The 17,744-nt window shown below is 63.3% G+C and carries 20 protein-coding genes and 1 pseudogene; 15 read left to right on the forward strand and 6 right to left on the reverse strand.

Going from position 1 to position 17,744, the window contains the following annotated elements; genetic code table 11:
* The first annotated feature begins 96 nt into the window (after positions 1-96).
* The 4 genes from cheT to visR all read left to right on the forward strand — a co-directional run bounded on the left by cheT (position 97) and on the right by visR (position 4,151).
* Entirely contained in the window at positions 97-486 is a 390-nt protein-coding gene (cheT, locus tag NOF55_RS03120; RefSeq protein ID WP_306409842.1) for a chemotaxis protein CheT, read from the forward strand.
* Positions 487-604: 118 nt separating this feature from the next.
* On the forward strand, positions 605-2,293 hold the full coding sequence (gene fliF, locus NOF55_RS03125; protein ID WP_306409843.1) for a flagellar basal-body MS-ring/collar protein FliF: 1,689 nt from the start codon (positions 605-607) through the stop codon (positions 2,291-2,293).
* Between the two features lie 347 nt (positions 2,294-2,640).
* Positions 2,641-3,387: a transcriptional regulator VisN gene (gene visN / locus NOF55_RS03130; RefSeq protein WP_306409844.1), complete on the forward strand. Its 747-nt coding sequence runs from the start codon at positions 2,641-2,643 to the stop codon at positions 3,385-3,387.
* 17 nt (positions 3,388-3,404) lie between these two features.
* On the forward strand, positions 3,405-4,151 hold the full coding sequence (visR, locus tag NOF55_RS03135) for a transcriptional regulator VisR (RefSeq protein ID WP_306409845.1): 747 nt from the start codon (positions 3,405-3,407) through the stop codon (positions 4,149-4,151).
* Positions 4,152-4,399: 248 nt separating this feature from the next.
* Here the strand turns inward: visR and NOF55_RS03140 are convergent, their stop codons facing one another.
* The 6 genes from NOF55_RS03140 to motA form a co-directional block, all read right to left on the reverse strand.
* On the reverse strand, positions 4,400-4,864 hold the full coding sequence (locus NOF55_RS03140) for a BspJ family T4SS effector nucleomodulin (RefSeq protein ID WP_306409846.1): 465 nt from the start codon (positions 4,862-4,864) through the stop codon (positions 4,400-4,402).
* 4 nt (positions 4,865-4,868) lie between these two features.
* The gene (flhB, locus tag NOF55_RS03145; RefSeq protein ID WP_306409847.1) at positions 4,869-5,948 is read right to left on the reverse strand and encodes a flagellar biosynthesis protein FlhB; all 1,080 of its coding nucleotides are present in this window, start codon (positions 5,946-5,948) and stop codon (positions 4,869-4,871) included.
* 181 nt (positions 5,949-6,129) lie between these two features.
* The gene (gene fliG / locus NOF55_RS03150) at positions 6,130-7,164 is read right to left on the reverse strand and encodes a flagellar motor switch protein FliG (RefSeq protein ID WP_306409848.1); all 1,035 of its coding nucleotides are present in this window, start codon (positions 7,162-7,164) and stop codon (positions 6,130-6,132) included.
* Between the two features lie 29 nt (positions 7,165-7,193).
* Positions 7,194-7,754 (reverse strand): flagellar motor switch protein FliN, encoded by a 561-nt coding sequence (gene fliN / locus NOF55_RS03155; RefSeq protein WP_306409849.1) that lies wholly within the window; start codon positions 7,752-7,754, stop codon positions 7,194-7,196.
* A gap of 61 nt (positions 7,755-7,815) precedes the next feature.
* A complete protein-coding gene (locus tag NOF55_RS03160) occupies positions 7,816-8,766 on the reverse strand; it encodes a FliM/FliN family flagellar motor switch protein (protein WP_306409850.1) in 951 nt (316 codons plus the stop codon).
* A gap of 5 nt (positions 8,767-8,771) precedes the next feature.
* The gene (gene motA, locus NOF55_RS03165) at positions 8,772-9,641 is read right to left on the reverse strand and encodes a flagellar motor stator protein MotA (protein WP_306409851.1); all 870 of its coding nucleotides are present in this window, start codon (positions 9,639-9,641) and stop codon (positions 8,772-8,774) included.
* 269 nt (positions 9,642-9,910) lie between these two features.
* On the opposite strand from motA, the gene flgF reads away from it, so the two are divergent.
* The 11 genes and pseudogenes from flgF (at position 9,911) to flgH (ending at position 17,718) form a co-directional block, all read left to right on the forward strand.
* Positions 9,911-10,645 (forward strand): flagellar basal-body rod protein FlgF, encoded by a 735-nt coding sequence (gene flgF / locus NOF55_RS03170; RefSeq protein WP_306409852.1) that lies wholly within the window; start codon positions 9,911-9,913, stop codon positions 10,643-10,645.
* Positions 10,646-10,740: 95 nt separating this feature from the next.
* Positions 10,741-12,069: pseudogene (gene fliI / locus NOF55_RS03175) on the forward strand (flagellar protein export ATPase FliI); the annotation flags it as partial.
* A gap of 11 nt (positions 12,070-12,080) precedes the next feature.
* Entirely contained in the window at positions 12,081-12,650 is a 570-nt protein-coding gene (locus NOF55_RS03180; RefSeq protein ID WP_306409854.1) for a flagellar protein, read from the forward strand.
* Between the two features lie 233 nt (positions 12,651-12,883).
* Positions 12,884-13,273: a flagellar basal body rod protein FlgB gene (gene flgB / locus NOF55_RS03185; protein WP_306409855.1), complete on the forward strand. Its 390-nt coding sequence runs from the start codon at positions 12,884-12,886 to the stop codon at positions 13,271-13,273.
* Between the two features lie 5 nt (positions 13,274-13,278).
* Positions 13,279-13,692, forward strand: a complete 414-nt coding sequence (gene flgC / locus NOF55_RS03190; protein ID WP_306410187.1) for a flagellar basal body rod protein FlgC — start codon at positions 13,279-13,281, stop codon at positions 13,690-13,692.
* A 2-nt stretch (positions 13,693-13,694) separates the two neighbouring features.
* A complete protein-coding gene (gene fliE / locus NOF55_RS03195) occupies positions 13,695-14,036 on the forward strand; it encodes a flagellar hook-basal body complex protein FliE (RefSeq protein ID WP_306409856.1) in 342 nt (113 codons plus the stop codon).
* Positions 14,037-14,057: 21 nt separating this feature from the next.
* Positions 14,058-14,846, forward strand: a complete 789-nt coding sequence (gene flgG, locus NOF55_RS03200) for a flagellar basal-body rod protein FlgG (protein WP_306409857.1) — start codon at positions 14,058-14,060, stop codon at positions 14,844-14,846.
* A gap of 19 nt (positions 14,847-14,865) precedes the next feature.
* Complete coding sequence (gene flgA / locus NOF55_RS03205; RefSeq protein ID WP_306409858.1) at positions 14,866-15,345, forward strand: flagellar basal body P-ring formation chaperone FlgA; 480 nt, start codon at positions 14,866-14,868, stop codon at positions 15,343-15,345.
* The gene (locus tag NOF55_RS03210) at positions 15,342-16,460 is read left to right on the forward strand and encodes a flagellar basal body P-ring protein FlgI (protein WP_306409859.1); all 1,119 of its coding nucleotides are present in this window, start codon (positions 15,342-15,344) and stop codon (positions 16,458-16,460) included. Before flgA ends, NOF55_RS03210 begins: the two co-directional genes overlap by 4 nt.
* Entirely contained in the window at positions 16,457-16,999 is a 543-nt protein-coding gene (locus tag NOF55_RS03215; RefSeq protein ID WP_306409860.1) for a MotE family protein, read from the forward strand. The genes NOF55_RS03210 and NOF55_RS03215 overlap by 4 nt, the downstream gene beginning before the upstream one ends.
* The gene (gene flgH, locus NOF55_RS03220) at positions 16,996-17,718 is read left to right on the forward strand and encodes a flagellar basal body L-ring protein FlgH (protein WP_370868887.1); all 723 of its coding nucleotides are present in this window, start codon (positions 16,996-16,998) and stop codon (positions 17,716-17,718) included. The genes NOF55_RS03215 and flgH overlap by 4 nt, the downstream gene beginning before the upstream one ends.
* Positions 17,719-17,744 lie beyond the last annotated feature (26 nt).

Here is a 17,744-nt window from a genome sequence, read left to right on the forward strand (position 1 = left end):
CGAACGGCAAAGGTCGCCCGTTGCCCGGCGGCATGGACAAGACCGAGGGCGGGCGGTTCCCGGCTATGTATATTCAGGTGAGTGATCGGAGTGGTTATGGAAGGTGGAGAAACGAAACCGGCAGATGTCGAGGAAGCGCTTGCGGAAGTGCTGATGCGGATCGTTTCCGAACTGCATGACGTCGCCTATCTGATCGAGCGGGTCGAGCCGCAGCTTCTGGCCGTTTCGGGCGGCGAGCAGCTCCTGTCCTCGCCCGACAGCCTGAAGGTCCTGCAAGGCATCGACCTTGCGGTGCAGAAGACCCGCGGCCTTGCCGAATTCATCGACACGATCACCGCCTCGATACCGGAAGACTGGCAGATCGACCTGAGCATCGCGCTCAGCCTGGTCAAGCTCGCCGACATGCAGAAGGCGCTTGCCAGTGGCCTGCGTCACGGCCATTCGCAGCCGATCAACAAGGCGGCGGGAGACTTCGACTTCTTCTGACGCTCCGGGCTTTCCGGCCCGCAAAAACGCTGCAACGAAACGCTCGCACAAGTTTCGTTCTCTACCGTGGGACAAGGACAAAGGATGTCCACGGCTTGACTGGCGGCGTGAGAACAGAATGAATCTGTCGAATCAATTAGTTAAAATATATCAAAACCTGTTGGATCTCGGGCAGAAACGGCTCGCCATCCTGGGCGGTGCCGTTGCGGTCTCGCTCGGCCTCGTCGCTGCCGCGGCGTTGTACGTGAACCAGCCGGCCTACGAAACCCTTTATGTCGGCCTGGAAACGGCGGACCTCAACAAGGTCAGCGTCGCGCTTGCCGAATCCGGCGTCAACTTTCAGGTCGGCACCGACGGTTCGAGCGTCAAGGTGCCGGTCGGCGAGATGAGCAGGGCCCGTCTCCTGCTTGCCGAACGCGGCCTGCCGGACAGCGCCAATGCCGGCTACGAACTCTTCGACAAGGTCGGTTCGCTCGGCCTGACCTCCTTCATGCAGGAAGTGACGCGCGTGCGCGCCCTGGAAGGCGAAATCGGCCGCACGATCCAGCAGATCAGCGGCATCGCCGCCGCCCGCGTTCACATCGTCATGCCGGATGCCGGCAATTTTCGTCGTGGCGAGCAGAAGCCGACCGCCTCAGTGATGATCCGCGCCTCGACGAGCGTCGGGCGCAAGGCGGCTCCCTCGATCCGCCATATGGTCGCTTCCGCCGTTCCCGGCCTCGATGTCGCGGATGTCACCATCCTCGATTCCGCCGGCCAGCTTCTGGCCTCCGGCGACGAGAACGACAACGGATCGATGGCCCGCTCGCTCGGGGTCGTCCAGTCCGTCCAGCAGGAAATCGAATCCAACATCGACAAGGCGCTCGCGCCCTTCCTCGGCATGGACAATTTCCGCTCCAGCGTGACGGCTTCGCTCAACACCGATAGCCAGCAGATCCAGGAAACGGTCTTCGACCCCGAATCGCGGGTCGAGCGTTCGGTCCGCACGACGCGGGAATCGCAGAATTCTGAGCAGCGGCAGCAGGACAGCGCGGCGACCGTGGAGCAGAACATTCCCCAGGCGGCGCCCCAGGGCGGCGCGGGCGGCCCGGCCTCTACGGACCAGTCCGACAAGAGGGAAGAGCAGACGAATTACGAGATCAACAGCCGCGTGGTCGCGACGACGCGCAATAGCTACAAGATCGAGAACGTGTCGGTGGCGGTCGTCGTCAATCGCGGGCGTATCGCCAAGATGGTCGGCGAACCGGTCGATCAGGCCAAGATCGACGCCTATCTTGCGGAAATGCAGAAGATCGTGACCTCCGCCGCCGGCCTCAACAGCGAGCGCGGCGACACGGTGACGGTCACGGCGATGGAGTTCCTCGAGAACCAGCTGCTCGAAGACGCCGCGTCCGGTCCGGGGATCATGGATAGCCTGAGCCGCAATATCGGCAGCATCATCAATGCACTCGCCTTCATCGCCGTCGCCTTCCTGGTGGTCTGGATGGGCATTCGTCCGCTGGTCCGCGAGATCTCCGGCAAGGGCAGCGCCGCTTCGGCCGGCGGCCTCGGCGAAGCCGGCGGCGGACTGGAACTGCCCGATTTCGCCCCCGAAATCGGCGGCGGCAATCCCGCCCTCATGGAAGGCTTCGGCGCGGATTTCGGCTTCGACAGCACCGACGACATTCTCTCGGCAGGCGACGAGGACGGTGGCTTCAACCGCCGCGTCAAGGAAGGTCCGGAACGTCGCCTCGCCCGCATGGTCGAGATCAGCGAAGAACGCGCGGCCAAGATCCTCCGCAAATGGGCGGCCGAGAAGGCGGCGTGAGAAAAGCCGGCGGGAATTGATTACGGTCAAATCGATGTTCGCCGGCGGATGCGATGAACGTGCAGGCAAAGATGGCCGTTGAAGTTCGCGGGCACTGACGGTAGCGTGAATTCCGTAACGCGCGAATAAATGGTTTTCTGTCATGGCCGCATGGCAAAGGCCGGAATACCGACGGTGTTGCCGCTATTGGCAGTAGCATTTTGCCGGTGCAGCCTTTTACAATGCAGATGATTCGCGGGGGTTCTTTTTTGAGGCAGGTCGGGGCATTTCGTCGGGGAGAGGATGGCGACAAGGCGGCGGAAGCCGGGTTTATGGCAGGCGAGTTGCTCGCCCGCGGGGTATGCGGAATGGAAGCTGAGGACTTTGCTGGCGCAGCGGAACGTAAGGCACCGCACGGGGATCGCGGTGGTGAGGCGCCGCGAACCCTGCCACGCGAGCAGCTCATCGGCAGGCTCACGCAACTGGCCGGCGTCGGCAATATCGAAGAAGCCATGCGCTGCCTGTCCGAATATGTCGGCGCGAGCCGTTTCATGCTCGCCCGCTACGACCTTCTTCAGGAGCAGGGCCTCAATTTCATCGTGACGTCGAACTGGCCGTTCGACCTCGTTCGCAAAATCAGCGGCGTGCTGGCCGACCGCTATTCCCGTTCGACCGAACTGGAAAAATGCATCGCCCTCCTGCAACCGTCCTTCGAGGACCTTCCGCCGGAATGCCGCGTGCCACCGGGCATGTCGCAGCGATATTGCTCGCTGCTTTTCTGCGTCGGGCGCGTGCGCTTCGCCCTGCTGCTGCTTTTCCCCGATCACATGATCCTTTCGCAGGAGCGCCTGCGCGAAGCCGCCCTGCTCGCCGCCTATGGCGCGAGCTTCGTCGAGGGGCGCAGCCAGAGGAACGACCGCGATTTCGAGCTGACCGAGCGTGAGGTGGAATGCCTCTTCTGGATTGCGGAAGGCAAGACAAGCGACGAGATTGCGGTTATTCTCGGCATTTCGCGCAATACGATCAACAATTACATTACCAGCGTCATGCGCAAGACGGCAACGAAAACGCGTTCCGAGGCGATTGCCTACGCAGTGAGGAACAATCTCGTATGAGACGGGGACCAGCAAGCATGGCGCAATTTCCTGATGCGGTGACGCTGGCCGCTTCGGATGCGGGGGCCTCGCAGATCAAGCGCGTGTCGAGCCGCTCGGATCTCTTCCCGCAGTTCGTGGCCATGCAGAAGAAGCTGAAGGCCCGCAATTTCGCGGTTTTCCGCCTGGCGGGCGGCGGCTTGCCGAACCGCCGCAAACTGGTTTGCGAACTCGAAAATTTCGGGGCCGGCGCGGCGGAAATCTGCAACCGCTTCATCGATACCTACGGTCCGGCCCTGCTCGATCATCTCGACAAGTCGCTTCTGCCGATGATGTGGAGCGGTTCCGGCGAAGCCTGCTTCGCCGAGGCGCCGGAATTCGCGTCGCTGACGGTGCGCCTGCCGGCTGGCGTCCTGCCCTTTTCCGGCATTGCCTTTCCGGTGCGGCTCGGCACGACCGGCAATGGCTACGTCGTCTTCACCGCCACCGCATTCGATCTTGCCAGCGACGACATCATCGACCAGCATGTCGGCAGCTGTCGCCTGATGACCGACCTTCTTGCTCTCGACGAGCGCCGCGTAGCCCATGCCGAGACGCTGAGCGAACGCGAACTCGCCTGCCTCCAGCTTGCCGGAGACGGCCGGATCAGCGACGAAATCGCCGAAAAGCTCGGCCTTTCCGTACACACCGTCAATGCCTATCTGGGATCGGCGGCGATCAAGCTCGATTCCGTCAACCGTATCCAGGCGATCGCCAAGGCGATCCGGCTCGGCTACATCCACTAGGTCCTGACCATAAGCCTGCCTGTGACGGTTCTCGAATGACGTAGCCGCCCCGCAACGATGCGCGGGCGGCTTCTCGTCATGTCGGCCCTCGCGAAGGAATGCGGATGACAGGCTTCCCGTCAGCAGGCCGTGCCGATCCGGCGCGGCGAACGGTTTTCCTCGTCGGCCGCTGATGTTGTGTCTTGCCATGTATGGGAGAGATGGCCCGCGGCCCGTCATGGACCGGGGAAAAATGCCGGCGCGGTGCCTCAGGCGGCGCGATCTTCCCGGAAAACCGGGCCCGTCAGGCATTTGAAGTCCTTGATGAAGGACGCATCGCGCAGGCTTTCCACGAGGAAAGCGGTATTCGCCTCCGGGTCTTCGCAAGGGTTTTCGAAGGCGATGTGGTTGATGGAAACGCCGGCCTCTTCGGCCTGGAGCGTGAGTTGCGCATAGATCGTCACGCCCTGTGGCCTGATTTCGAGATCGAGCGTGATGGAAGGCTGGCTGTCCCAATCGAGCCGGAAATCGCCGCCGAGACCGAAATTCACGGTTCCGGGCAGGAAGTAAAGCTCGGCCGCCGACGCCACGAGGTCCACCAGGCTGCCGTGGCATTCGAACCGCAGCAGGGAAATCAGGTCGGATGCGTCAAGCAATCGCAGTTCCGCCGCCACCGGGCTGATGGCTTCCGCAAGAATGGCTTCGCGTTTTTGGGAGTATGGGCATTTTTTCATCAGGTTATGTGACCCGTTTGCTTTGTGGGCTTGCGGCGTAGACCCTGTGGATCAGTTCCGCGACGGCCTTGTAGAAGACCGACGGGATGACACTATCCACCGAGACTTGCGCAAACATGGAGCGCGCGAGCGGCGGATCTTCAAAGATTGGAATGTGGTTTTTCTCCGCGATTTCGCGAATCCTGAGCGCGATCAGGTCCTGGCCCTTGGCGACGACGACCGGCGCCTCGTTCTCGTCCTTCTCATAGCGCAGGGCGACGGCGTAGTGGGTGGGGTTGGTGATCACCAGCGTGGCGCGGGGCACCGCGTCGATCATGCGGCGGCGGGCGCGGTCGCGGGCGACGGAGCGCTGGCGGGCCTTGACGATCGGGTCGCCCTGCGACTGCTTCATCTCGTCCTTGATTTCCTGCTTGCTCATCTTCAGGTCGGTGAACCATTTGTGGCGCGTCCAGAAGAGGTCGACGATGGCAAGCGCGCCGGTCGCGAACAGAAGCACGATCATCGCCTTGGCGATGACCGCCGACAGCCGCGCGAAAATCGTTTCCGGTTCGGAGAACATGGCGTCGAGCGCCCGGTAGTAGTCGTTCCTGAGAACGAAATACATGATGATCGCGACGACGATGATCTTGAAGATCGACTTGCCGAATTCGACCATGCCCTGGATGCTGTAGATCCGCTTGAAGCCGGACAGCGGCGAAATCCGCGACAGTTGCGGGCGGATCCGCTCAAGAACGAAGGACGGCACGTTCTGGGCCGCGGAGGCCGTGAAGCTGAACATGATGAACATCACGGCCACCGGCAGCAGGAACATCGCGCCTTCCTTCGCCACGTGGAAGAAGAGCGAGATCAGATCCTGGCTGCTGTTGAGCCGCCATTGCTCCGGATGCTCGAAAATATCCTTCAGAGACTGGCTGAGGCGGGCCATGTTGTCGGGCAGGAAGAAGACGAGATAGATATAGAAGGCGAGGGCGGTCGCGAAGACCGAGACTTCACGGGATGAAGGTGTGTTGCCCTTCTCGGCCGCGTCGCTCAGTTTCTTCTCTGTCGGGTCTTCTGTTTTGCTGTCCTTGTCTTCGTCCGACACGGCGCGCTCCCTAAGGTCATGACCCTTGGGTCAGGACAGTCTACAAGCTCCGGGCCTGATGGAACGCAGGGTATCGCCGCATGCGGCACGCTTCAATGGAAGCGGGCCGCGCCGGCGCTGTTTTTCAACATTGTTCGGACAAATGCGGGGCCGGCATCGTCGGCCCGGTGTCCCCGGCAGGTCAGGCAGCCTCCTGGCTTTCCTTTTCCTTGAGTTCGATCTGGCCGGAATTCGCCAGGCGAATCGCTTCCTGCGCGACGGCACGGCGGGCGATGGCGATCTCGCGCGGGTTGATCCCGGCGACCCCTGTGACCAGGTCCGACTCGATCATGCGGCGCTGGCGCGGGCTGATCGAGGAAAGCACGCATTCGCGGATTTCCGCCGATGCGCCGCGCAGCGCCATCGTGAGGATGTCGGCGGCGATGTCGTTGAGCAGCATGACGCGGCCGCGCTGCGGCATCTGCAACAGGTCCTCGAAGAGGAAGATCTTCGGACGAACCTTGTCGACGGCCTCGCGGCTGACCTGTTCGAGCGAGCTGAGCAGGGTGTCGACCTGCGGTTTCTCCAGCTCGTTCATCAGTTCGGCAACCTTGGCCGAGCCGGTCGAGTTGCGCTCGGTCTCGATATCGCGGAGCAGTTCCATCACGCGGTTCTCGATGATCTGGGCGGCCTTCGGCGACACGTCCTTCATGTTGACGGTGCGCTTCATCACGTCGGCGCGCAGCGCCTCCGGCAATTGCAGCAGGACCTTGGCGCCGAAGGAGGACGGCAGCATGGACAGGATATAGGCGATGGTCTGCGGATGCTCCCGCATCAGGTAGCGGCAGATGAAGGCCGGGTCCGCTTCCTGGAGGCGGTCCCAGCTCGATTCCTCGTAGGACTGGAAGGCGGTGCGGCGGCCGAGCAGGCCGTCGACTTCCTCCGGGGTCAGGCCGGCATCGAGAATGCTCTCGATCGCCTTGGCGTTGTCCATGAGGCCGGTGCCTTCGGTGAAGAGGTCCTCGAACTCGTTCACCAGGGCATTGAGTTCGTCCGGAGGAATGGAGCGCAGGGTCTGCGCAGACGATATGATGACCTGAAGTTCGCTCTGGGTGAAATATTTCAACAGCTTGCCGGCCACCGGCGTTCCCATCGCCAACAGCACCGCCGCCGCCTTTTCCGTCGGGGATAGCGGAGAGCCCGGCAGATTCGTGCCGAAATTGTCAAAGTCCATCATGGTCTTCCACCTTGTCTGCCCCTCAGGGGTCAGGCTTTTCTCGTACCGAGAACTTCCAGCAGCTTCACACCGAAGCGTGTATCGTCACCTTCCATGATCGTGATCTCGCCGCGCGCGATCCTGCGGCCGTTCACCATGATGTCGACCGGCTCGCCGATTCGCTTGTCCAGACCGATGATGGCGCCTTCTTCCAGGCTCATCAAGCTCGAAACCTGCATCCGGCTGGTCCCCAGAACGATCTGAACGTCGATGGGGATGTCCATGATCAGATCGTGGTTGGCCGAGAGCGCGCTGCCCGGCGCCTTGGCGGTCGCGGTGTCGGCCGGGCCGGTAGCGTCCGCGGCGAAGTCGCTCCCGCCGCCGAAGTCGCCGCCCCCGAAGTCTCCACCGCCGAAATCGCCGCCGCCGAAATCAGCTCCGTCGAAAGACGCAGGCTCGGCCTGGTCGAAGTCGCCTCCGAACGGGGTGCCGCCGTCGGCATCGGTTTTCAGAACGCCGCGCAGGCTGTCTATCGCGCTGTCGAGGTCTTCGTCGCCTACCGGCACGGGCAGGGCGTCTTCATCGCTGATGGGGGTCGGTTTCTTTGCCATGACGTCATTATTCCTGTCGAAACTTGTCTGAAGCTGCCCGTGCTTGTCAGACGTCAAAATATCAGCCTTTCAGGAGATGCCTGAGAAGCTCCTCGTCGGATGTCGTGTTGTCCTTGATCCGGACGGTGTAGTTCTGGCCGGAACGGCCGAATTCGCAGGCATAGAGTTCATGCCCGTTGGCGGCGACCTCGACATGCACGTCCTCTTCATCGAAGAAAGGAATGACGTCGCCGACCGCGAGGCGGGCAATCGTGCCGAGCTTGAGCGGCGTGAGCTGGATGCGCGCCTCCAGCATCACATGCGAACGGCGGACCTGTTCGGTCAGGTGATCGGCCCAGTCCTTGCTCGCCCTGTTGCCGATCGAGCCGCTTTTCGGCGGCGTGATGCGGGTTTTCAGAAGCGTCTTCTGCGGAACGATGAGGACGATGTCCGATTCGACCGGGTTCAGCTTGATGGAAAAGCGCACGGCCAGCGCGAAGCCCGCTGCCTTCTCGAGTTCGCCGGCCACGCGGTCGGGGTGGTTGACCGGCGTCGAGAGAATGGGTTCGAAGCCGCCCGGCACGGTGATGGCCGAACGCAGCACGCCGGCCACCTTCGAGAAGATCAGGGCGGCGGCATCGAGTTCGATCTTCGAGAGCGGACGCTCTTCCGGAACGTCGATCTCCTCGGGCAGCGCGCCGAGCATGGTGGCCATCAGCGAGATCGCCAGGCTGTTGCCGCCCGCTATCAGAAAATGCGGACACCAGTTGCGCAGGGAGACGTCGACGGTGGAGAAATTGGAGCCGATGCGGGAGACGAGATCGCTGAAGAGGCCGGATTCGCATCCCTGGTAGGACACCTCGATCGGCAATCCCGTTTCGCTTTCGAAGACATCCGGCAGGAAATCCGTGTAGAGGGCGCCGATTTCGCCGGCCAGGCGGTTCAGCATCTTCTGGTCGCCGAGCCCGCCCGTCAGGCGGGCGAGCACGATGGGGTCCATCGGGGTTTCGATTTTCCGTGCAAGATCCGCCATGATCGTCAAGCCGCCTTCTCGCCGCCGGGGTTCATCATTTCCTGCTCGACGGCGTCGATGGACGGACGGTCGCCGCCGGAGATCGTTTTGCGGCCGTATTCCAGCGCGACCTGCGGAACCGAGCCGTTCATGTAGGCGAGCAGCGTCTGCTTGACGATGATGTAGAGACGGTGCTGCTTGGTGCGGACGATCTTGATCTGCGAGGTGAGCGGGCTGCAGAAGCAATAGGAGAGGAAGATGCCGAGCATGGTGCCGACGAGGGCCGCGCCGATGAGGCCGCCGAGCACTTCCGGCGATTCGTTGATCCTGCCAAGCGCCTTGATGACGCCGAGAACGGCGGCGACGATGCCGATGGCGGGGAAGGAATCGCTCATGACGGTCATTGCGTTGTAGGGCTTCATCTTGTCGGCGAGCATGGTTTCCATCTCCTCGTCCATCAGCGCCTCGATTTCGTGGCTTCGGGCGTTGCCGATGATGATGAGGCGCACATAGTCGCAGATGAAGGTGGTGAGTTCCTTGTTCTTCAGCACCGTCGGGGCGGACTGGAAGATGGTGGATTCTTCCGGATTGTCGATATGGGCTTCGATCTCATTGCGCGATTTGGTGCGCAGGTCACGCATCAGGGAGTAAAGCACGCCGAGAACGTCGAGATATTCGCGTTCCTTCGGCACCTGATACTTGAAGGCCTCTACGAGCGCCTTCCCGGAATCCTTGACGGTCTTCATCGGGTTGGCCATGATGAAGCTGCCTATGCCGGCGCCACCGATGATCACCAGCTCGAAGGGCTGCACCAGAACGTCGACGTGGCCGCCCATCGCCATGTAGCCGCCGATGACGCAGCCAAGGGTGATCACGAATCCGATAATAATGGTCATAGTTTGCTCGCAACCGTCATGAATGTTCAAGCGTGAGGGATACGTTTCCTGCCTTGCGTGAGGCTGGTCCGGGTCCGCTTTTCACGGTCTGCGGCCCGCGATTCTTGCGGGTATTTTTTTGCGGTGCGTCAAGTGCGGGACATGCTGCCAGTTTCGCGCAAGGCTTTTTCCTTAACGAAAGGTTAACGGGCAATCTCGCCCTCTTGTCAGACGCGCATGCGGCCCGTCCGCTCCGGCGCGAAAGCCGAGTTTCCAAGGAGAAGCCTGAGATGCAATCCGGTCTTTACGTTGCCATTTCGTCCCAGATCGCGCTGGAAAAGCGCCTGACGACGATTGCGGACAACATCGCCAACATGAACACGGTCGGCTTCCGTTCGACGGAAGTGAAGTTCGACGAGATGATGTCGCGCACGGGTAACGACCTGAATGCCAGGATCGCCTTCGTTTCGCAGGGCAACGATTATCTGAACACGCGCACGGGCCATTTCGTCCAGACGGAGAACCCGCTCGATTTCGCGATCCGCGGCGACGCATGGTTCGCGATCGAGACGCCGGCCGGCCAGGTGCTGACCCGCGACGGCCGCTTCTCCATGTCGGAGAACGGCGACCTTCTCACCACGCGCGGCTATCCGGTTCTCGATGCGGGCGGCGCGGCGATCCAGCTCGATCCGGCTGCCGGTCCGCCGGATGTCGGCGCCGATGGCCGCATCACCCAGAACGGCGTCGTCGTCGGCGCCCTCGGCCTCTTCGAGGTGGATATCGACCAGGGCTACCTGCGTTACGACAACAGCGGCATCATCACCACGGCGGCGCCGCAGCCGGTCGTCGACAATATCGAAGTGGGCATCGTTCAGGGCTATGTCGAACAGTCCAACGTCAACGCCATTGGCGAGATGACCCAGCTCATCCAGGTCAACCGCGCCTTCGACGGCATAGCCTCGCTGATGCGCGACAGCGAAACCGGCTTCAGTGAAGCCATCAAGACCCTCGGCGGCAGCCGATAGTGTCGGGAGCCCGGCAGGATATGCAGGACGCAGCCGTCAGTCTTTCCGTTTCCACCGACCGGCTCGACCGGCTGTCGCAGCTTGCCCGGCAATTCGCCGAGCCTGCCGCGACGGTCGCCCACGGCGGGCGCGTCCGCACGATCTCCGCCGGTTACTACACGGTCAGCGGCCTTTCCCGTCACGTCCGGCTGGGCGATTTCGTGACCCATCGCAGCGTTTCGGGCGAACAACTCGGCGAGGTTGTGCGCGTCGAGCCGGATCTCGTCTATGTCTGCCCGATCCAGCCGGGCGAGCCCATCGGCATTCACGACGTGGTGCTGCGCAAGGGCGAGTTTCGCCTCTCCCCCGACGAGAGCTGGTGCGGCCGGGCGATCAACGCCCTCGGTGAACCGATCGACGGCGGCCCGCCGCTGACGCAGGGCACCGACCGCCGCTCCATCGTCGCCACCGCGCCGCCGTCCATGACGCGCCGCCGCGTCGAGCAGGGTTTCCGCACCGGCGTTCGCGCCGTCGATATTTTCACGCCGCTCTGCCTCGGCCAGCGCCTCGGCGTTTTCGCCGGCTCGGGCGTCGGCAAGTCGACGACCCTGTCCATGCTGGCGCGGGCCGATGCCTTCGACCGGGTGGTGATCGCGCTGGTCGGCGAGCGCGGCCGCGAAGTGCGCGAATTCATCGAGGACACGCTCGGCGACAACATGGCCAAGTCGATTGCCGTCGTGGCGACGAGCGACGAAAGCCCGATGCTGCGCAAGATGGCGCCGCTCGTCGCCATGACGATTGCCGAACATTTCCGCGACCGTGGCGAAAACGTTCTCTTCATCGCCGACAGCGTGACCCGCTTTGCCCATGCCATCCGCGAAGTCGCGATGGCCGCCGGCGAGCCGCCGATCGCGCGCGGCTATCCGGCCTCCGTCTTCACCGAGCTGCCGCGCCTTCTGGAGCGCGCCGGGCCGGGTGCGGAGGGCGCGGGGACGATCACGGCGATCATCTCCATCCTCGTCGACGGCGACAACCACAACGATCCGATCGCGGATTCCACCCGCGGCATTCTCGACGGTCATATCGTCCTCGACCGGGCGCTGGCAGACGAGGGGCGCTATCCGCCGGTCAATCCGCTGTCGTCCATTTCCCGTCTCGCCCGCAAGGCATGGAGCCCGGACCAGGAGAAGCTGGTTTCGCGCCTCAAGACGCTGATCAACCGTTTCGAGGAAACCCGGGACCTGCGCCTGATCGGCGGCTACAGGCCGGGTGCCGACCCCGATCTCGACATGGCGGTCAAGCAGGTGCCGGTCATTTACGAAATTCTCAAGCAATCGCCGTCCGACAAGCCGGCATCCGACGCCTATGCCGATCTCGCCGGCGCCCTGCGCGTCGCCGCGTCCGCAGGACAACAGGGCCGCCCCGCACAGGGAGGAATGCGATGAAGGACACGGGCATGACCGATTTCGACGCAGACGAGGCCATCGCGCCGCTCACCACGGCACGGCCGCGGCCGAAATATCGCTCGCAGCGCTCGGACCGGATTCTCGCCGCGGTGGGCGTCGCGCTTGCCGCCGCCGCTGCCGCCTTTCCGTGGTACGTCTTCTTCAACGAGGAGAAGTTCGGAATCCGCATCGCCGGCTGGGAGCAACTGAACGATTTGCCGCCGGGCTCCGCCGCGCGGCGTCCCTTCTCGGTGTCGCCGCTTGCCACGCCGGACCCGGAAAACAGGCTCGCCGCACCGCCGGCCATCGATCCCGTCGTGACGGCGACCGTCTCCTCGATCGGTGAGGTCAAGGAGGATGCGCCGCTTCTTCAGGAATTGCAGCCGATGCCGGGGCGCAGCGGCTTCCGTCTTCTGCACGTCGCCAACGGGCGCGCGCTGATCGAGGACGGCAACGGCATGTACATGGTGCAGGTTGGCTCCATCCTGCCCGACGACAGCCGTCTCGCGACGGTGGAGCAGCGCGACGGCAAATGGGTGATCATCACCTCGAAGGGCGAGATCTACACCGCGCCGCAATAAGCTCTCCCGGTGTTGCGTCCGCCTGCCTGCCGGGATGATCCGGCGAACCAATGACTGGTCGTGACCTGCTGCGCCGGAGGGATCCGGAAGCGGCTTTTTCCGGTCGTTGCCGAGCGCTTCGCACCGGCCACCGGCGTTTGTCCGAAAAGGCGGCGAACCGGCGCTTTCCCGTAAGTCCCACGCAAGTTTACCGCACTAGTTTCTCCGGCAGATGAGTAGACGGAGAAGTGTCAATGCAGCCGATTCAGCTCTTTGAACTGGCATCGAAGCAGGCCGAATGGCTTTCGGTTCGCCAGGAGGTGGTTGCGACCAACATCGCGAACGCCAACACGCCGAAATACCGCGCAAGGGACGTGACGCCATTCGAGTCCGTGCTGAAGTCCAGCCACATTCCGATGGCGCGCACCAATCCGGCGCATTTTGCCGGCGACACCCTTGCCTCCGACAGGGTCGGGATCGAGGAGAACGACCTGAACCAGGAGATCGGCATCCAGGAATCTGGCAACACGGTGGCGCTTGCCACCGAGCTCGCCAAGACCGGCGAGATCAAGCGCCAGTATGAGCTGAACACCCAGCTCATCAAGAACTTTCACGGCATGATGCTGAGCGTGGTGGCCCGATAATGCCGATCGATCCCTTGTCAGCCTCCCTCAAGATCGCCGGCAGCGGCCTGGAAGCCCAGTCCACGCGCCTGCGCATCGTTTCGGAAAACATCGCCAACTCCCGCACCACGGGCGACACGCCCGGGGCCGATCCCTACCGCCGCAAGACGATCACCTTCGGCGCGGAAATGGACCGCTCCTCCGGCGTCACGCTGGTGGGCGTGAAGAGGCTCGGCGTCGACCGGGGCGACTTCACCGAGGAATACGACCCCAGCCACCCTGCCGCCGACGAGCGCGGCATCGTCAAGATGCCGAACGTCAACATGCTGATCGAGATGGCCGACATGCGCGAGGCGAACCGCACCTACGACGCCAATCTCCAGACCATTCGCCAGACGCGCGACCTCATCAGCGCGACGATCGACCTTCTGAAAGGCTAGTCATGATCGACACAATCCAGGCCACTTCGTCCCTGCTCACCAAGGGCATCGGCACCACGACGGGTTCGAAGACCGAAAATTCGCTGATGGGCAACGCCGTCACCGCCGCCGCCAGCACCGTCGTCGGCCCGACCTTCGGTGCCGTCCTCGGCAACATGGCCAACGAGGCGATCACATCTGTGAAGAACGGCGAGGGCGCCGCCTTCGCCGGCATCCAGGGCACGGCTTCGACCCGCGAGGTCGTGGACGCCATGCTCCAGGCCGACCAGTCGCTCAAGACGGCCATCGCCGTCCGCGACAAGGTCGTCCAGGCCTATCTCGAAATCACGAAAATGCAGATCTGACGGTTCGGAAGGAACGGAAAGATGAGAGCACTCGCCATCGCAGCCACCGGCATGGACGCCCAGCAGACCAATCTGGAAGTCATCGCCAACAACATCGCCAACATCAACACGACCGGTTACAAGCGCAGCCGCGCCGAGTTCACCGATCTGCTCTACCAGACGGAGCGGGCCGGCGGCGTCGCCAACCGCGCCAACCAGGCCGTCGTGCCGGAGGGCGCCAATATCGGCCTCGGCGTCCAGACCTCCGCCGTGCGCAAGCTGCACATGCAGGGCGAGCTGACGCAGACGAGCAACGACCTCGATCTGGCCATCGTCGGCCGCGGCTGGTTCACGGTCGAGGCGCCCGACGGCAACACGCTCTACAGCCGCGCCGGCGCCTTCAACAAGGACGCGGACGGCAATCTGGTGACGATCGACGGCTACACTGTGCTGCCGCAGATCACCATTCCGCAGGACACGACGGAAATCCAGATCGGTGAGGACGGCACGGTTCAGGTCCGTCTCGGCAACGACGAGAACTTCACCGAGGTCGGCCAGCTCCAGCTCGCCAACTTCGCCAACGAAGCCGGCCTGAAGCCACTCGGGGACAACCTGTTCATGCAGACCGAGGCATCCGGCGAGGCGGTGATTTCCAATCCGCGCGAAGTCGGTTTCGGCTACGTCAAGCAGGGCTATCTGGAATCGTCCAACGTCGACCCGGTCAAGGAAATCACGGATCTGATCTCGGCGCAGCGCGCCTATGAGATGAACTCCAAGGTGATCACGACCGCCGACGAAATGGCTTCCATCGTCAGCAAGAACCTGAAGTAATCCGGAAGGCAGGGCAAGCATGAGGTTTCGCCGTCACATCGCAATCAAGGGCCGCGCGCTCGCCGTGGCGGCGGCCTCCTTCGTCCTTCTCGCCGGCCCGGCCGCAGCCGATACCGGCTACGCCATCGTGCCGGTCACGACCATCTATCCGGGCGAGACCATCACCGAAAGCCGGGTGAAGGCCGTGGAAGTCACCAATCCCAATCTTGCTCCGGGCTATGCCAGTTCCATCGAGCAGGTGATCGGGATGGTGAGCAGGCGCACGCTTGTCGCCGGACGCACCATTCAGGTCGGCACGCTGCGCGAACCGTTCACGGTGCAGCGCGGCACGCCGGTCCGCCTCGTGGCGCGGGTCGGCAACCTCACCATCTCGGCGAGCGGAACGCCGCTTGCGGATGCGATGACCGGCGACGTCATCCGGGTGCGCAATCTCGATTCCGGCGTGACCGTCAACGGCACGGTCATGGCGGACGGCACCGTGGAGGTGATGAAGAAATGAGACCGAGCCTGTTCCTGACCGCCTTCGCCGTGCTGTTCGCGCTTGCCGCGAACGCTCTCGCGGCCGGCACCACGGTCTCGCGCATCAAGGATATCGCCTCGCTGCAATCAGGCCGGGACAACCAGCTCATCGGCTACGGTCTGGTCGTCGGCCTGCAAGGCACGGGCGACAGCCTGCGCTCCTCGCCCTTCACCGAACAGTCGATGCGCGCGATGCTCCAGAATCTCGGGATTTCGACGCAGGGCGGCCAGTCGAGCGCCCGCAACGTCGCCGCCGTCATGGTCACGACGAACCTTCCCCCCTTCGCCAGCCCCGGCAGCCGCATCGACGTCACGGTCAGTTCGCTGGGCGACGCCTCGTCGCTGCGCGGCGGCACCCTCGTCATGACTTCGCTTTCCGGCGCCGACGGCCAGATCTATGCGGTCGCGCAAGGGTCGGTCATCGTTTCCGGCTTCAGCGCCCAGGGGCAGGCCTCTTCCCTGAACGAAGGCGTCGTCACGGCGGGCCGCGTTCCCGGTGGCGCGATCATCGAGCGCGAGCTGCCGTCCAAGTTCAAGGATTCCATCAATCTGGTGCTGCAATTGCGCAACCCGGATTTCTCCACCGCCGTGCGCATCGCCGATGTCGTCAACGCCTATGGCCGCCAGCGCCACGGCGGCCCGATCGCCGAAGCGCGCGATTCGCAGGAAGTCGCGGTGGCGAAGCCGGCCTCTGTCGATCTGACGAGATTGATGGCCGACATCGAAAACCTTCTGGTCGAGACGGACTCGCCGGCCAAGGTCGTCATCAACGAGCGCACCGGCACCATCGTCATCGGGGCGGATGTGCGTGTGTCGCAGGTGGCGGTCAGCTACGGCACGCTCACCGTTCAGGTCATGGAAAGCCCGCAGGTCATCCAGCCCCTGCCGTTCACGGACGGCAGGACGGTCATCCAGCCGCAGACCGACATCATGGCGGAACAGACCGGCGGTCCGGTCGCCGTTATCGAAGGTCCCGATCTGAAGACCCTCGTTGCCGGCCTCAACAACATCGGCGTCAAGCCCGACGGTATCATCGCCATCCTTCAGGGGATCAAGTCGGCCGGCGCCCTCCAGGCGGAGCTTGTCCTGCAATGATCGTCAGCAAGAGCCTTTCCGGCCTCAGGGCCAGCCTCACCACCGGCCGCCTCGCCGCGCTGGGTTTCGTTCTGGTCGCGCTGAGCGGCGCGCAGGCGCAGGAGCCGGTCACGGCGGTGATGCCGGGCAGCACGCAGGACGAGATCCGCCAGTTCTGCGGCAATATCGCCGACGCGGCGCGCGATCAGCGTTACCTGATGCAGAAGCAGGAGCTGGATACGCTTCAGGCCGAGATCAACGAGCGCATCACGCTGCTCGAGGAGCGCAGGGCCGAATACGAGGAATGGCTGAAGCGGCGCAACGACTTCATGCAGCAGGCCGAAGTCAGCCTCGTCGATATCTACAAGACCATGAAGGCGGATGCCGCAGCGCCCCAGTTGCAGGAAACGCCCCCCATTCTCGCCGCAGCGATCATCATGAAGCTGCCGGCCAGGCAATCCGGCCTGATCATGGCCGAAATGGACCCTAAGAAGGCAGGTATCATCGCCTCGATCATGGCGAGCGCTGCCGATCCGGTCATCCCGAAGGACCCGTCATGAAAAAACTCGCAATCGCCCTGATGGCGACCGCCGCGCTGACGGGATGTCAGTCGGTGGAAAAGAACCAGACCCTCCGCGAGATCGGCAATGCACCTTCGATGAGCCCCATCGGCTCCGGGCTCGCCTTCGGCCAGACGCCGCAGATGGCACAGTATCCGAAGCAGCCGCGCCATATGGCGAGCGGCTATTCGCTGTGGAGCGACAGCCAGGCGGCTCTGTTCAAGGACGCCCGCGCGCTGAATGTCGGCGACATCCTGACGGTGGACATCTCCATCAACGACAGGGCCTCCTTCGACAACGAGACGGAACGCACCCGCGCCAACAGCAAGCAGACCGGCTGGAACGCCGCCGCGCAGATCTTCGGCTGGACGCCCAACACCGATTCGACGCTCGGCTTCGATTCGGACTCGCAGAGCAAGGGCAAGGGCTCGATCACCCGCTCGGAAAAGCTGACGCTGCTCGTCGCGGCGGTCGTCACCGGCATCATGGAAAACGGCAATCTCGTCATCAGCGGTTCGCAGGAAGTGCGCGTAAACCACGAAATCCGCATTCTCAACGTCGCCGGCATCGTTCGCCCGCAGGACGTCAATTCCGACAACACCATCTCCTACGACCGGATCGCCGAAGCGCGCATCTCCTATGGCGGCCGCGGCCGTCTGATGGAAGTGCAGCAGCCGCCGGTCGGCCAGCAGATCGTCGATATCTATTCGCCGATCTGATGCGGCGGGGTCTTGAGAGGAAGGAA

Source organism: Ectorhizobium quercum, from assembly GCF_026552795.1.
In the GTDB taxonomy this organism is placed as follows: Bacteria; Pseudomonadota; Alphaproteobacteria; order Rhizobiales; family Rhizobiaceae; genus Ectorhizobium; species Ectorhizobium quercum.

Bases quoted from the DNA above. Each gene is read 5' to 3' on its own strand.
- NOF55_RS03180 (WP_306409854.1), top strand. From the start codon at position 12,081: ATGACCGATTTCGACGCAGACGAGGCCATCGCGCCGCTCACCACGGCA.
- fliF (WP_306409843.1), top strand. From the start codon at position 605: ATGAATCTGTCGAATCAATTAGTTAAAATATATCAAAACCTGTTGGAT.
- motA (WP_306409851.1), bottom strand. From the start codon at position 9,641: ATGACCATTATTATCGGATTCGTGATCACCCTTGGCTGCGTCATCGGC.
- fliG (WP_306409848.1), bottom strand. From the start codon at position 7,164: ATGATGGACTTTGACAATTTCGGCACGAATCTGCCGGGCTCTCCGCTA.
- flgB (WP_306409855.1), top strand. From the start codon at position 12,884: ATGCAGCCGATTCAGCTCTTTGAACTGGCATCGAAGCAGGCCGAATGG.
- visR (WP_306409845.1), top strand. From the start codon at position 3,405: ATGGCGCAATTTCCTGATGCGGTGACGCTGGCCGCTTCGGATGCGGGG.
- fliE (WP_306409856.1), top strand. From the start codon at position 13,695: ATGATCGACACAATCCAGGCCACTTCGTCCCTGCTCACCAAGGGCATC.
- cheT (WP_306409842.1), top strand. From the start codon at position 97: ATGGAAGGTGGAGAAACGAAACCGGCAGATGTCGAGGAAGCGCTTGCG.
- flgA (WP_306409858.1), top strand. From the start codon at position 14,866: ATGAGGTTTCGCCGTCACATCGCAATCAAGGGCCGCGCGCTCGCCGTG.
- NOF55_RS03215 (WP_306409860.1), top strand. From the start codon at position 16,457: ATGATCGTCAGCAAGAGCCTTTCCGGCCTCAGGGCCAGCCTCACCACC.
- flgG (WP_306409857.1), top strand. From the start codon at position 14,058: ATGAGAGCACTCGCCATCGCAGCCACCGGCATGGACGCCCAGCAGACC.
- flgF (WP_306409852.1), top strand. From the start codon at position 9,911: ATGCAATCCGGTCTTTACGTTGCCATTTCGTCCCAGATCGCGCTGGAA.
- NOF55_RS03210 (WP_306409859.1), top strand. From the start codon at position 15,342: ATGAGACCGAGCCTGTTCCTGACCGCCTTCGCCGTGCTGTTCGCGCTT.
- flgH (WP_370868887.1), top strand. From the start codon at position 16,996: ATGAAAAAACTCGCAATCGCCCTGATGGCGACCGCCGCGCTGACGGGA.
- fliN (WP_306409849.1), bottom strand. From the start codon at position 7,754: ATGGCAAAGAAACCGACCCCCATCAGCGATGAAGACGCCCTGCCCGTG.
- NOF55_RS03140 (WP_306409846.1), bottom strand. From the start codon at position 4,864: ATGAAAAAATGCCCATACTCCCAAAAACGCGAAGCCATTCTTGCGGAA.
- visN (WP_306409844.1), top strand. From the start codon at position 2,641: ATGGAAGCTGAGGACTTTGCTGGCGCAGCGGAACGTAAGGCACCGCAC.
- NOF55_RS03160 (WP_306409850.1), bottom strand. From the start codon at position 8,766: ATGGCGGATCTTGCACGGAAAATCGAAACCCCGATGGACCCCATCGTG.